At 58.5% G+C, this 13082-nt stretch carries 12 protein-coding genes; 5 read left to right on the top strand and 7 right to left on the bottom strand.

What is annotated here, in order from left to right:
- The coding region (locus ACR0D8_RS21815) for a hypothetical protein (protein ID WP_480649630.1) at positions 1-708 on the top strand (708 nt) is incomplete at its 5' end.
- Between the two features lie 3 nt (positions 709-711).
- Here ACR0D8_RS21815 and ACR0D8_RS21810 read toward each other — a convergent pair.
- Positions 712-1209 (bottom strand): hypothetical protein, encoded by a 498-nt coding sequence (locus ACR0D8_RS21810; RefSeq protein WP_480649629.1) that lies wholly within the window; start codon positions 1207-1209, stop codon positions 712-714.
- 28 nt (positions 1210-1237) lie between these two features.
- On the opposite strand from ACR0D8_RS21810, the gene ACR0D8_RS21805 reads away from it, so the two are divergent.
- Positions 1238-2452, top strand: coding sequence for a hypothetical protein (locus ACR0D8_RS21805; RefSeq protein WP_480649628.1), 1215 nt, complete (start codon positions 1238-1240; stop codon positions 2450-2452).
- A gap of 51 nt (positions 2453-2503) precedes the next feature.
- Positions 2504-3433 carry a sulfotransferase domain-containing protein gene (locus tag ACR0D8_RS21800; protein ID WP_475163666.1) on the top strand — a complete coding sequence of 310 codons (930 nt, stop codon included), beginning with the start codon at positions 2504-2506 and terminating at the stop codon, positions 3431-3433.
- A gap of 7 nt (positions 3434-3440) precedes the next feature.
- On the opposite strand, the gene ACR0D8_RS21795 is transcribed toward ACR0D8_RS21800, so the two are convergent.
- From ACR0D8_RS21795 to ACR0D8_RS21770, 6 genes are all read right to left on the bottom strand, one after another.
- Positions 3441-4121 (bottom strand): polysaccharide deacetylase family protein, encoded by a 681-nt coding sequence (locus ACR0D8_RS21795; RefSeq protein WP_480649627.1) that lies wholly within the window; start codon positions 4119-4121, stop codon positions 3441-3443.
- 1 nt (position 4122) lies between these two features.
- Positions 4123-5145 carry a lipid II:glycine glycyltransferase FemX gene (locus ACR0D8_RS21790; RefSeq protein ID WP_480649626.1) on the bottom strand — a complete coding sequence of 341 codons (1023 nt, stop codon included), beginning with the start codon at positions 5143-5145 and terminating at the stop codon, positions 4123-4125.
- Positions 5145-6089, bottom strand: coding sequence for a sulfotransferase (locus ACR0D8_RS21785; RefSeq protein ID WP_480649625.1), 945 nt, complete (start codon positions 6087-6089; stop codon positions 5145-5147). Before ACR0D8_RS21785 ends, ACR0D8_RS21790 begins: the two co-directional genes overlap by 1 nt.
- The gene (locus ACR0D8_RS21780; RefSeq protein WP_480649624.1) at positions 6086-7078 is read right to left on the bottom strand and encodes a glycosyltransferase family 2 protein; all 993 of its coding nucleotides are present in this window, start codon (positions 7076-7078) and stop codon (positions 6086-6088) included. The genes ACR0D8_RS21785 and ACR0D8_RS21780 overlap by 4 nt, the downstream gene beginning before the upstream one ends.
- A gap of 146 nt (positions 7079-7224) precedes the next feature.
- Positions 7225-8706, bottom strand: coding sequence for an oligosaccharide flippase family protein (locus ACR0D8_RS21775; protein WP_480649623.1), 1482 nt, complete (start codon positions 8704-8706; stop codon positions 7225-7227).
- 588 nt (positions 8707-9294) lie between these two features.
- On the bottom strand, positions 9295-9963 hold the full coding sequence (locus ACR0D8_RS21770) for a class I SAM-dependent methyltransferase (protein WP_475163685.1): 669 nt from the start codon (positions 9961-9963) through the stop codon (positions 9295-9297).
- Positions 9964-10565: 602 nt separating this feature from the next.
- Here ACR0D8_RS21770 and ACR0D8_RS21765 point away from each other — a divergent pair.
- Together ACR0D8_RS21765 and ACR0D8_RS21760 are read left to right on the top strand one after the other, a co-directional pair.
- Positions 10566-11828, top strand: coding sequence for a nucleotide sugar dehydrogenase (locus tag ACR0D8_RS21765; RefSeq protein ID WP_480649622.1), 1263 nt, complete (start codon positions 10566-10568; stop codon positions 11826-11828).
- Positions 11821-13071, top strand: coding sequence for a glycosyltransferase family 4 protein (locus ACR0D8_RS21760; protein WP_480649621.1), 1251 nt, complete (start codon positions 11821-11823; stop codon positions 13069-13071). Before ACR0D8_RS21765 ends, ACR0D8_RS21760 begins: the two co-directional genes overlap by 8 nt.
- Positions 13072-13082: the final 11 nt, after the last annotated feature.

The raw sequence follows: 13082 nt of genomic DNA, 5'->3' as shown, positions 1-13082 counted from the left end.
ACCCCGGATACTGGCACAACCACTCCGGACACCGGGACGACGACCCCGGATACCGGCACAACCACTCCTGACACCGGGACGACAACCCCGGACGCAGGGCAAGGCTTCGGCATGGTCTTTGATGACTACGTTCTCGATATCGCCAACCTGCCGGGCAGCGGCCAGGCCGCTCTGAAAGGGGATGCAACCGTTACCAATTCAGCGTCCGGTCCGGCGATTCAGTTGGACGGTCGGGATGACTTCGTGAAACTTGGCCGGCTGAAGGAATTCGAATCTTCAGAGCAGATCGCCTTTACGGTCGAATTCACCAGGGATGAGGCCGATGGCAGCGCCCAGCGTCTTGTTTGGAACCACACAAATATCGGCCTCACGCTTACGGGCGACGGGCTGATCGCGCATGTGGCCAACGAAGACGCCAAGTTCAACAAGGGCTTCAAGGCGTTTGACCTGGGTCTGAACGATACGGATACGCATGAAATCTCGCTTCTGGTGGACCAGAATGCGGACCGGCTTCAGGTGATCGTGGATGACGAAGTTGTCATCGATGAAAGTGGAGTTGATTTCGACTTTGTCGGCGGCCGTGAATACGGGTGGACACTCGGAACCCCATGGGGTCGTGACGTTGATGGCGAAATCAGCGCCTTTGCGATCGACGATGAGGTTCAGTTTGTCGATACGTCCCCGTTGTATGACGGGCTGATCGCTTGATGTTCAAATTCTGAACAATTTGGAATCTTCCACCTGAATTGTTTTTGCGGGGCGCACAAAGTGGCGCCCCGTTTGCGTTTGCCGGGCCATAGTGCTGGTCAAATCGGATTGCGTACCGCCAACTGCGCTGAGCAACGGTATTATCGAGCTCAGTCTGTGACGCGACAGGGGAGGCGCAAGCTTTGCACTCACCCGGGTATCAGGAAGCAAAACGCAGTGACCGATCCGCCAATTTGTGGCGCAGGCAGCAACGATATTGCATAGTAACAATTGTTTGCATTCGGAAAGGTACTGGATGAAGACCTTTGCAGTTAGTCTGATTTCTGAAAGCAATTTTTCTTTGCCGGGGCAGCAAGGGCTCTGGTCGCGCGGGGGAACCGGCCCCATGAATTCAGGCACAGGAGGCATGTAAGTTTCAGTGGTGGCATCGCCGGATATGACAAGAGTGGTGCAGACGACATCCAGGCCGTTTGTCATACCTCTGCTTATTTTCGGCTTCATTCTTCCGTTCTATTTCGGAATCGCCGGAATGCAGATCAGTATTTACCGCCTGGTATTACTGATCTTTTTTGTTCCGGCGATGATACGCTGGCTTGACGGTTCGGGGCGGTTCTATGCACCGGATTTTCTTATTATTGGCTTTGCATTGTGGGGTGGCCTGGCGATCCTGTTCCACCACGGTTTTGCCAGATGGGAATACATTGGAATTGCCTTTGTCGAGACGCTCGGCCCGTATTTTATCGCACGCTGGATGATACGGGACGCGTATGCCTTTCGCGTCTTTGCTGTCTGGATGCTTGTCGTGATCGCGATAATGCTGCCATTCAGCCTCCATCAGTTTGTTGCCGACAGATCTCTGATACTTGAGTTTTTCGCCAATATCGGCAGGGTGCCAAAGGTCATCCACGATGCGCCCCGACTGGGATTTTACAGGGCGCAGGGGTCGATGCCCCATCCTATCCTGTTTGGCATTTTCTGCAGCGTGGCGTTTTCCCTGACATGGTATGTTCTTGGATATGACAAAGGGCTGACCTACAAAGCCCCCCGGATTGGAATAGTGCTTGCTGCGACCTTTACGTCTCTCTCGTCGGGGGCGTGGCTCTCCATCGCGGTCCAATTCGCATTGATGACCTGGAAGGTCGTTCTTGCCTCTCTCAAGAAGAAGTGGAACCTTCTGCTCTATCTCTTCGCAGGGATGTATGTGCTTGTTGATATCGTTGCGACTAGGCCTCCGATTCAGATCTTTGTGGCCTATCTAACCCTCAGAAAATCCACCGCCTGGTATCGAATTCACATTTTTACGAATGCCACTGACGATGTTATGAGAAGCCCGATACTTGGGATCGGGCTGAACACCTGGACGCGGCCACGATGGATGTTCGGAGGAAGTATCGATAACTTTTGGTTGGTCGTGGCCATGCGCTATGGGTTGCCGGCGCTTGCCCTAATTCTTGCCGCGGTATTGTTGATCTACCTGAAGATAGGCCGGGCCCAGCTGTCCGGGCGACTGGCAAGCTACCGATTGGGGTATCTTTTTGCCTTGACCGGAATTTGTATTGCGGCCGTTACAGTCCACCTTTGGGAGTCAACATATTGCCTTTTGATGTTCATGCTGGGGGCGGGCCTTTGGATGGTTGATGCGCAGGACGAAAGCGATCAGCCGGAAACGGGTCAGAAACCGCGTAACCCGCGGCAGATAAGATATACTCGATTTGGGCCGACGAAAGCGCAGCCGGATAGCTGAAAACGGCAAGGCGCACGGCGCTGGGGAAACTGTACAAAGGGAATTCGACGGGTGTCAGCTCAGCCAGAAAAGATCATGACCGATGCCGGGATTGGCCGTAAGCCAAAGCGGTCGAACTTTCGAAAGGCCGTCACCCAGGTCCCCATCTCGTTCCGCAAGAACTATGGCCTTCTGACAAACCCCGAACTGTGGCGGATGCTGCCGTTGTTCCTGGCCTGCAGGCGCAGCGCCAAAGGTTCCGGGAAGCTTCAGCACAAGATTTTTGTCGGAACGCACCACAAGGCGATGACGACCTATTTCAAGGCGGTGCTCAGGCTGCTGGCCTTTGGTCTGGGGGAACGGTTCGAGGATATCTCGCGGCAGGCACCAAACCCGAAGGCACGGGTTTTTCTGTCGATACACAGCCAGACGCCGCTGTCCGGGATCGGACCATACCGGGGCATTCACATCATGCGCGATCCACGCGACATGATCGTGTCCTCTTATCATTACCATCTGTGGACGAACGAGCGGTGGGCCCATGTGCCCGATGAAAACGGGCAAACCTATCAGGAAAAGCTGCAGGCGGCGGACAAAACCGAAGGCTTGTTCATGGAGATCCGGCATTTCATCTTTTTCAGCCGCGAAACGCTTGAAAACTGGGATCTGGATGACCCCGATATCCTTGAGGTCCCATATGACGCCCTGATGGGTGATCAGCGCGATGCGCTTTATGCCGAGATGTTCACGTTCCTGGGGCTCAGCGGCACGGCGCATGAGCTGGGCGTTCGCCTGATGCGTCTGTTCGAGGCCGGAAAACGCACCAGGGTCTCGGCCACCAAAACCAACGAGCGCGCGCATATTCGCAGCGGGCGCAGCGGGCAGTGGAAAGACGAGCTGGAGCCCCAGCATCTGGCCTATATCGAACAGGAGCTGGGGCATATTCTGGATAAGTTCGGGTATGCCCGTTCATCTGCCGATGGGCCGAAGGACGTGGTGTAAACGGTACTCAGCGCAGTGGTAAGACGCGTTTCCTGATCATGCCCGCCGCGCGGCGCAAACGTCGGGCAGCCGGCATATGTCCGGCAAATATCGCGTCAATCTCAGCCTGGTTCATATCCCCGCGCAGGGATGTGCGGGGACGCAGAAAGGCGGTGTCGTCCATATAGCCCGCATCACTTGAAAACGCTGCCCTGTAACCGTTCCTGTGCAGGGCGCGCAGGACGCGGGCGTTGTATTTGCCGAACGGTATGCCGGCCTCGGTCACCGGGCGGCCGCATAGCGTCTGCAGCATATCGCGTGACCGGACAATCTCCCGCTCAAGCGCGGCCGCGTCCAGATCGCTCCAGGCGACATGCGCAATCCCATGGGTTCCAACCCCCATCCCGGCCGCCAGCAAGGCCGGAATGTGGTCGCGCGCCAGCGATCCGGGCGCATCCAGCCGCCCCGTCAGAACAAAAAACCGCGCGGTCAGGCCCCGCTGCGTCAGGGCGGGCAGGGCGATCTCATAATCTGACAGGTTGCCGTCATCGAAGGTCAGAACGAAAGCTGACGGATCAGGGCTGGCCGCCACCCGGTCCAGTATTTCCGTAAACTGCGCCTCTGACAGCCAATAGGGGGCCTCGCCATCCTCCAGCCCGCGCGCCGGAGGGCTTATGCCGTGAAAGTTGAGACCGATCCGCCGCGCCATATCAGGATTTCAGCTTTCTGTGCAGGGTTTCGGCCAGATTGACCAGATCAGCCCCAATCCCGTCTGGCCGGGCTTCGTAAGGGCCGGATGCGGTGGCCTCGGTGCCGCCTGTTCGCAGTTTGAAACGGGTGACGCTTGGATTTGCCTCGGCATCGATCCCGCCCAGATCGAAACATCGCGCCCCCCGCTCGCGGCAATACAGCATGGCCTGCCACATCAGGTAGTGCCCGGCATTGAGCCGCCGCCCGGCATCGGATGTGGCGCCAAACAGGTAGGTGGCGTTCGGCCCGGACACGCCGATCGTCATCGCGCCGATGTCTTCGCCGTCCTTGCGCGCAATCAGAACGTCATGGTCGAAATCCGGCCCCGTCAGCGCATAGTAGAATTCCGGGGGGATGTCGGGCTGAAACCCTTTAGCGTCCCGCACCTGTTCGTAAAGCCGTGAAAAGCGGTCCGACAGGTCCCGGAGAGGGCCGGTTTCAAGCTCAAGCCCCGCCTTCAGCGCGTTGCGCAGAGGATTGCGCCACTTGCCATGCAGGGCCCGCATCAGGTTGTCATCATCCCGATCCGGGTCGATCAGAACCGTCCGGTATGGGTCGGCCCGCCGGGTCGGCGAAAACCCTGCGCGGAGGATTGCGTCTTCGGAAGGCGACACCTGTACCGGAAACCGCAGGCGCAGGACATGGCCCGCGGCATGCATGTGATCGCGAAGCCCGGACAGGATGGCCTGGATTATGTCAGGGCCGGGTTCCGGCCGGTCTGTTGCCTGTGTCAGCGGCCCGGCTGCAATCCAGGCGATGCCCCGGTTCAGAACCGGGACCTTTTTGATCCTCAGACAGGCGGCGGCAACAGGTTCATCCTGCGCGTCGTACAGGGCCACGAATTCCGCCGATGCCCCGATGCGCCGTGCGGCCGCCTGCGCATAGGTCAGGCTCTGCTCGTAGGTCAGGTCATCGAACAGGCAGCTGATCCCGGGCCAGTCTTCAGGCGCGACCGGGCGCAGAGAAAGCGTGCCATGCGCCATCAGACAGTCACCCCGGTTGCCGGGCGCGCAAGCAAACCGGCCATGACGGCCTCATCCTCTGCGGAAAGCGGCCTGGACGGGTTCAGGGTGAATTTCATCGGAACAGGGTCTTGTTTCAGGGGCAGGGCGGGGACATTGCGATCGGCAAGAAACCGGGCGACGCCGGCCAGAATGTCCCGGGGATCGGCGCAGAGCGCTGCGTAATCGACCCTGAAATGGCGGTCCGCTCCGACATGGGCGCAGTCACGCCCGATGTCCTGGGCCACGCCCGTGACCTGCCGGCAGGCGCGTTCGATATCCGTATCACCCCCGGCGTTCGAAGGGCGCACGGACCACCAGTCCTGCTGATCCCGCTGCGGGCCCTTGTTGCGCCGCTGCGCCCGGATGATGGATCTGGCGGTGTCTCTGGCGTCGCGCTGGACCTCCAGAAACAGGCAGCCGGGGAACAGGGCATCCAGCAACCGTACGCGGTTCGAATGCATCACGTTCTTATTGACGAAGGGTGCGGCAGACAGGGCCGACATGCCAGCCAGCGTTGCCCGGATCTCATCAACCGGCAGCTCCGCAAGCCTGCTCTCATCCACCCAGGGGCCGTCTTCCAGCCAGCGTTGCCAGATCCACCCGCCTTCGTTCGGGGCGGCCCAGCCTGAAATATGGCCATAGTCGCTTTGATATGCCGGTTTATGCCGAGAGATGAAGGGTCGCCCAAGCTTTGTGGCGGCCAAAGGTGTCCTGAAAAACCGGTGCGCCAGATTGGTGAAATAGGCAAACCGGAACTGCGTGACCATGAGCTCGTAAAACAGTGAGGTTCCCGACCGCGGGGCGCCCAGAATGAAAATGTGGGGCCATTCCGCCTCGGTCTGCCGGGCAAGCATCTGCGCCTCAAGCGGAGACAGAACGGTATGCACCGTCGCGCGCAGGGCGGATTTGGCCAGTGCCTTCATGCCGCCATCCCGGTGTCAGGCTGTGGCGGGGTCTGCCCTTTTGGTTGACGGAACAGGGCCCCAAGCAAAAACGCAAACCGGGCGCGCCAGGCCTGCGCCCCCTTATGTCCGGGCCGGATCAGGCCGAGAGGCAAGAACCAGACCGCGCGCAACAGATCCGCCAATACCATCAGCCCGGTTCCCAGCCACGCAACCGCAGGCCCCCGCGTGAAACGCAGGAAAAGAATATGCCCTTTGGCGATTTCGACGGATTTCCAAGGGGATGTCTGACCGGTCGATACCGCCCCGTAATGCATGAGGCGAACCTCGGGGTTATAGCGCACTTTCAGACCGGCCTGCCGGACTCGCCAGCACCATTCGGATTCCTCGCTATACATGAAAAACCGGTCATCCATCATGCCGACCTTCCCGACGACCTCTCGCGCAATCATCATGAAACACCCGGCGACAACCTCGACATCCTGTGCGGTGTCGCGCGCCAGAGAGGCATAGCGCTGATCCCCGAACAGCCGGCTGCGCCGCAGGATGCGATTTGGTACGACAAGGCCCCAGAACAATTTGCTGAGCGACACCTCGCGAAACAAGGTCGGCTGCTGTGTTCCGTTTTCAAGCGACACATGCCCGCTCAGGATGCCAACATCCGGGTTGTCCTGCATATACGCCACCGCGCGCTCAAGCGTGCCGTCATACACCAGCGCATCGGGGTTGAGAACCAGCAGATAGCGCCCCCGGGCCCGCCTTATGCCGACATTGTTGCCCCAGGCGTATCCGCCGTTATGACCGGCCGCCAGAACCGTTATCTGTGGGAAGGCTGCGCGCAATGCCTCGACACTGCCGTCCCGTGAATCGTTGTCGACCACGATCACTTCGACATCCAGACGGCCCGGATGATCCAGAACCGACTGTATCGCCTTCGATGTCACGTCACATGTCTTGTAATTCACGATGATGACGCTGAGATCGGGTTGGGAAGGGGCTGAGATTACCATCGTCCGGCGACATTTCTTAAATGGACCCTCAACATTGCGCTACTGGCATCCCGATGTTTTGGGTTTGTACATTCGTTCTGGGTCTTTCAGGCATGACGGTGTTGAAATTGCGAAGAGCCTTAATCGGGACATACAACTTAGCCCTGTTAGATGTTTTCATTATTACGCTGCTGAGAGAAATGTCGACGCATTCGCCCAATCAGCCCTAAAACTGCGCTCTCTACGCCCTCGGGCTGTTTGCACAGGTACCAAAGCAACAGATGTGTGCCCAAATAGGCCCCGGCCCCTACCAGAACCTTCACGATGAACCGGAACCGCAACAGGGGCAGGTCATCAAAGGATGTATACGCCCAACCGATCACCTCGGTGCTGCCATAGGCGCTGCCGACAAACAGGACGGCGGCGATCATGACCAGCGTCGAGATAAAGGACCGCCAGGCAACGGTCAGAGGTCCGGCAAAGGTGCGTTTGCCATATCGTTTCGCCAGGAAAAGGGTGGTCATGATGGCGGCGGCGCTGCCGGCCCCGGCCCCTGCCAGTGCCCCGGTAAAGCCGTACTGAACCCCGATCCACATGAGCAGGCAGACAAGCGCCAGAAGGAAGGTGTTGCGCACAAGCAAAATCCTGGTCGACCCCTCGACATATGAGGCGGACTGGACATTCTCCTGCAGGGTTTCCAGCGCCTTCAGGGGGGCGAGAACCCATATGACCTGCGCCGCGCCCAGCCATTGCGGGCCCAGCACCACGATGACGACATGGTTGGCCACAAGCGCCATCCCGACCGAAACGGGCAATACGATTGCAAGCAGCAATTCGTTCAGCCGGTTAAAAGTCTCGTCCTGCCGGTTGGTGTTGCGCGAGATATCCGCAAGCCCGGGATACAGCACGCGTTGCAGCGGAGCGAACAGCTGCGTTGTGACTAGCGTGCTCAACCGGTTTCCCAGCCGGAAAACCCCGGCATCCGAAAGCCCCAGTGTCGCGCCAACGATAAGTTGCGGCATGTTTCTGGAAAAGAACTGGGCGACCAGGGCGCCGGTTGACCAGATCGAAAACGAAAAACAGTCCTTCCAGCGCGCCAGCGACAATCGCGGAACCATCGGGGCAAAGCTGAAGGTCCAGATGCAGCGCGTGGTCAGGGCGCAGAAATTGGCAACGACGATCGCCCAGAAATCCCCCCAGTACCAGGCCAGGCTGATCGCGATGATCGAATATATGACCCGGCTCAGGGTTTCTTCTCCGGCAGCGAAGCTGAAGCGCAGATTGCGTTCGTACAGAACGAAACGGGGGCTTTTTACGGCGATGACCAGAGACAGCACGCAAAGAAGCGGCGTCAGCGGTGCCAGCTCGGGCAGCCCGATGAAGGCAACAAAGGGTTGGGACGCATAAAACAACAATCCTGCGGCAACGCCGAGGATCACCTGAAAGGTGAATACCGTTTCGAGATGTTGGGGCGTGGCATCGTCGAGCCGTATGAGAACATTCGAGATCTGCCGCTGCATCATTTCAAGAAAGGCGGTGGCGACAAGGAAATAGGCGGCAATACCAAAATCCGTGGGCGTCAAAAGCCGTGCGGTCACTATCAATGTGATCAACCCGAGGACCTGCCGAAACAGACTGGACGCGAGCATTGTCGTTGCCCCCACCGCAAGAGCAGAGGTGCGGAAGGATGAACTTTTATTCGGAACAGGATTGGGCGGCTGCTTCAAAATGTTCTAACTTTCCATACTCATTACAAACAACGCTTTAGCGCATCAGAGGTTTCAATTCCACGTTCCTTGGAGTTGGTTCAAAGGCGGGAATCACCTCAGAAGCCGGAAAACTCTGCTTACCGCTGGTCCAAAAAACGGGCATCGCTCCAACCATCATACACCGACTCTCTCCGTGGTTGAGAAAACTTAAAGCCGAGTCGAACGCGCTGCTCGCCGCCAGTGCGGATGAGGGAATGGAAGCTGGAAAGGCGCGCTTTGCGCCTCATGGCCACCTGCCGGAGCGCGACGTCATGACCGGACTCGCTCTTCAACCATTTGACGCCTGCACCATTTGGCGACTTCAATTGCCAGCCCGCCGCTCCACTCTGCGTTCGAAGCCTGCGGTCGCTGTAATACCGCGTGGAAGGCGGACGTGGTCGTGGTGTATCTGTCCCATGGGGCGTCCGTTCATTCCACCGGTTAGAGCACGCCATCAAACCCAGGGATCAGCCATCCGGCGAAGGTTTCTCATGCTCTGCGGATTGCCATGATCGACTTGGTCATAAGCGCAAAACGCTCTTTTTCGATGCGCGCGTCGGGGAAGAGTTTGCACATAATGCCTTTGGAAATAATCTTAATATAGTCGCCTCGTCCCATTGCGCGCTCGAAATCGACCTTCGGTACGTAGCCAAGAGACGTGCGTTGGAAGAGCCCGACCCGGAGCGGGCCGGGGAGCCAATGAACGAAGGGTCGGCCATAATGTGGATCAACAGGAAACCAGAAGTTCGGTGTTTGAACAAAATACGCCCGGCCGACACGCCGGACCTCGTGGGCAAAGGAGATCATGTTCGTGTATGATCCGACATGTTCCACAACCGAGTTCGAGTGAACCAAGTCGAAAGACCCATCTTCAAACTCCGGCATGTTGCATGCGTCTCCGGTTGCGCACTCGACCAACAACCCGTCGACCGTGTTATCGAACTGAGCCAGATCCTTATCGAAATTCAGCACAGTGACAGATACCCGGCTGCGCAGTTCCATGGGGAGCAGCTTCCAGTAACGCGCGCGACCGCCCGCATCCAGAATCTTAATATTGGCGCGATCTGCAAGAAGTTCGCGTATCAGACGCTCCACATGTACAAATCGCTTTCCGCGAAAACGCTGTTGCGCAGCAAGAAACAATTGGCTTTTTTTCACCTAACTCTCCAAAAATTGCTTAAATAGTCCCGGTTTAAGGCGCGGTTCTGGAACCACAATCGTAAAATAATCCCGGCTTCCGCGCGACATTTCAATACGGGATTCCAGATACAGAAGACCAAGCGGCCTGACCCCCGTAATATGCCGCAAAATTCATGGCTTGATCCGCGTGAGATAGGCAATCCCGTTTCGGGACAATGTACCCGATATCACAGAGTGCGGAATGCAACGTATTCGCCGGTTCAACTCGCAAACAAAGAAGCCGCCTACGAGCCTGATCGGCGGCGCCGCTTTCCGCCGCGCTACAAAAGCCCGACAGCGGCAATCGTATACCTGAACTAATTCAGGACATTCTTTTCGTCGACGGGACCAAGCAACTTTACCGTGCCGCCCGATCAGCCCGTCACCAACTTTTGGACATATCTCTGTGCCCAGAGAAGCTACGTATCTCGTAGCGGTGCGTTGAATTCTGTTTAAAAGTGTATTCTCAATCGGTGTCATGAGTTGGACACTCAATACGCAAGGAAGCCAGGCGCACGGTGATTTGAATTTTCTACGGCTACGGCTGGAAATTGGTTCTGAGTTAATGATGGTGTAGCAGTATGAAGATTGCGATTTTCGGGTTGGGCTATGTGGGGTTCACGGCGGCGTGTTGCCTGACCCGCGAGGGACATGAAGTGATCGGCGTTGATGTGAATGCCGACAAGGTCGCAGAAATCAACTCCGGGCAACCTCCGATCAAGGAACCGAAAGTGGCCGGGCTGCTGACCGAAGCGCTCGGCAAGAACCTGATCCACGCCACTGTTGATATTCCGGACCCGTCCGATGTGGACCTGGCCATTGTCTGTGTTGGCACACCCAGTTCGACCGATGGCTCGCATAACATGAACTTCGTGGCCGAAGTGACCCGCCAGATCGCCGCGGCCGTTTCACCGGACCGGGGGCGGCCGCTGACGGTGGCCTATCGGTCGACCTTCCGGCCCGGCACGGTGCGGCAACTGATCGAGCCGATCTTCCGGAATTGTCTGGGGGACCGGACGGCGCAGGCGGTCGAGATTGTCTATAACCCCGAATTTCTGCGCGAGGCTTCGGCGGTGGATGATTTCTTCAACCCGCCCAAGATCGTTGTCGGTACCGCGGATGGCAGCCGGTCCGCGGTGATGGACGAGATGCACGAAGGTCTGGACGCCCCGGTGTTCTACACCGCCTATGAAGAGGCCGAGATCACCAAATTCGTCGACAACACCTGGCATGCGACCAAGGTGGCTTTCGCCAATGAGGTGGGCCGGATCTGTCACCGGATGGGCGTTTCGGCGAAAACCATGCACGAGATTTTCGTCTCGGACACCAAGCTGAACATCTCGCCTTATTACACCCGCCCGGGGGGCGCGTTCGGGGGATCGTGCCTGCCCAAGGATGTCCGCGCGCTGCAACATATCGCGGGTGAGGTGGGCGCGCATACGCATCTGATCGACAGCCTGTTGCGTACCAATGACGCGCATAAGACCTATCAGGTGCAGGACATCATGGCCCGGCTGCCCGAAGGGGGCAGGGTGCTGATGGCGGGGCTGGCCTTCAAGGCCGGAACCGATGATCTGCGCGAAAGCCCCAATGTCGATATCGCCCGGCGGCTGCTGGACGCAGGTCATCAATTGTCGGTCTATGATCCGGCGATCGAACCGGCCGATCTGCGCGGGCAGAACCTGGGCTATGCCTTTACCCATCTGCCCAATGTGGGCAGCCTGCTGGTGGATCGTGCCACGGCCGAAGCCGGGCCCTGGGATCTGGTGATCGGATCAAACCGGATCGTGAATGACTTGACCCTTGGGACTGCAGAGGTGGTGAGAACCTATGAATATGACTAGCGCACCCTCTGCCGTTCAGCCGGTCTCGTTCGAGGAGCTGCGTCAGAGCCAGCCCCTGAAGGGGCTGAAGGTTCTGATCGTGGTGGAGAACCTGCCCGTCCCCTTCGACCGCCGCGTCTGGATGGAGGCGCGCACGCTGGCCGCAGCCGGCGCGCTTGTGTCGGTCATCTGTCCCACCGGCAAGGGCCACGAGGAACGCGTCTGGGAAGATGAAGGCATCAGGGTCTATCGCCACCCTCTGCCTTTGGATGCCAGCGGGGCGCTGGGATATCTGCTGGAATATGGCGCGGCGCTGTTCTGGGAAAGCTGGCTGGCGCTGAAGATCAAGTTTTCGCGCGGCTTTCACGTCATCCATGGCTGCAACCCGCCCGATCTGATCTTTCTGGTGGCGCTGCCCTTCAAGCTGTTCGGCGTGCGTTATCTGTTCGATCACCACGACATCAACCCCGAGCTTTACGAGGCCAAGTTCGACAAGCGCGGCTTTTTCTGGAAGCTGATGAAGACATTCGAACGGCTGACCTTCGCCTCGGCGCGGGTGTCGATTGCGACCAATGAAAGCTATCGCAGGATCGCCATCGAGCGCGGAGGCATGGCGCCCGAGGATGTCTTTGTCGTCCGTTCCGGCCCCGATCTGAGCCGGTTGCAGCATCTGCCCCCCAACACGGGCTGGCGCAACGGGCGCAAGTATATGGTGGGCTATGTGGGTGTGATGGGCGATCAGGAAGGCATCGACCTGCTGCTGGAATCCGTGGCGCATCTGGTGCAGGTCCAGGGGCGCGAGGATATTCAGTTCTGTCTTGTGGGCGGCGGCCCCAGCCTGGACAAGCTGCGGGAACAATCCGCCGCGATGGGCCTGTCGGATTACGTCACCTTCACCGGCCGCGCACCGGATCATGATCTGTTCGAGGTCCTGTCGACCGCGGATGTCTGCGTGAACCCGGACCGGGTGAACGAGATGAACGACAAATCCACCATGAACAAGATCCTCGAATATATGGCCTTCGAAAGACCGATCGTTCAGTTCGACGTGACCGAAGGCCGCTATTCGGCACAGGAAGCCTCGCTTTACGCCAAGGCCAACGACCCGGTGGACATGGCCGACAAGATCACCGCGTTGCTGGCGGATGAAGAACGCCGCGCCGCCATGGGCCGCTATGGCCGGGCGCGGGTCGAGGCCGAGATGGCCTGGCCTCATCAGGTGCCGGCCCTGATCGCCGCCTATAAGCGGATCTGGAAAGGGTAGGGGCGCGCGGC

This window comes from Ruegeria sp. BG10 (genome assembly GCF_056538575.1).
The sequence above is the reverse complement of the archived record's forward strand: the minus strand, read 5'-3'. Positions and strand labels throughout refer to the sequence as shown.

Bases quoted from the DNA above. Each gene is read 5' to 3' on its own strand.
- ACR0D8_RS21810 (WP_480649629.1), bottom strand. From the start codon at position 1,209: ATGAAGCCGAAAATAAGCAGAGGTATGACAAACGGCCTGGATGTCGTC.
- ACR0D8_RS21805 (WP_480649628.1), top strand. From the start codon at position 1,238: ATGCAGATCAGTATTTACCGCCTGGTATTACTGATCTTTTTTGTTCCG.
- ACR0D8_RS21795 (WP_480649627.1), bottom strand. From the start codon at position 4,121: ATGGCGCGGCGGATCGGTCTCAACTTTCACGGCATAAGCCCTCCGGCG.
- ACR0D8_RS21790 (WP_480649626.1), bottom strand. From the start codon at position 5,145: ATGGCGCATGGCACGCTTTCTCTGCGCCCGGTCGCGCCTGAAGACTGG.
- ACR0D8_RS21785 (WP_480649625.1), bottom strand. From the start codon at position 6,089: ATGAAGGCACTGGCCAAATCCGCCCTGCGCGCGACGGTGCATACCGTT.
- ACR0D8_RS21780 (WP_480649624.1), bottom strand. From the start codon at position 7,078: ATGGTAATCTCAGCCCCTTCCCAACCCGATCTCAGCGTCATCATCGTG.
- ACR0D8_RS21775 (WP_480649623.1), bottom strand. From the start codon at position 8,706: ATGCTCGCGTCCAGTCTGTTTCGGCAGGTCCTCGGGTTGATCACATTG.
- ACR0D8_RS21765 (WP_480649622.1), top strand. From the start codon at position 10,566: ATGAAGATTGCGATTTTCGGGTTGGGCTATGTGGGGTTCACGGCGGCG.
- ACR0D8_RS21760 (WP_480649621.1), top strand. From the start codon at position 11,821: ATGACTAGCGCACCCTCTGCCGTTCAGCCGGTCTCGTTCGAGGAGCTG.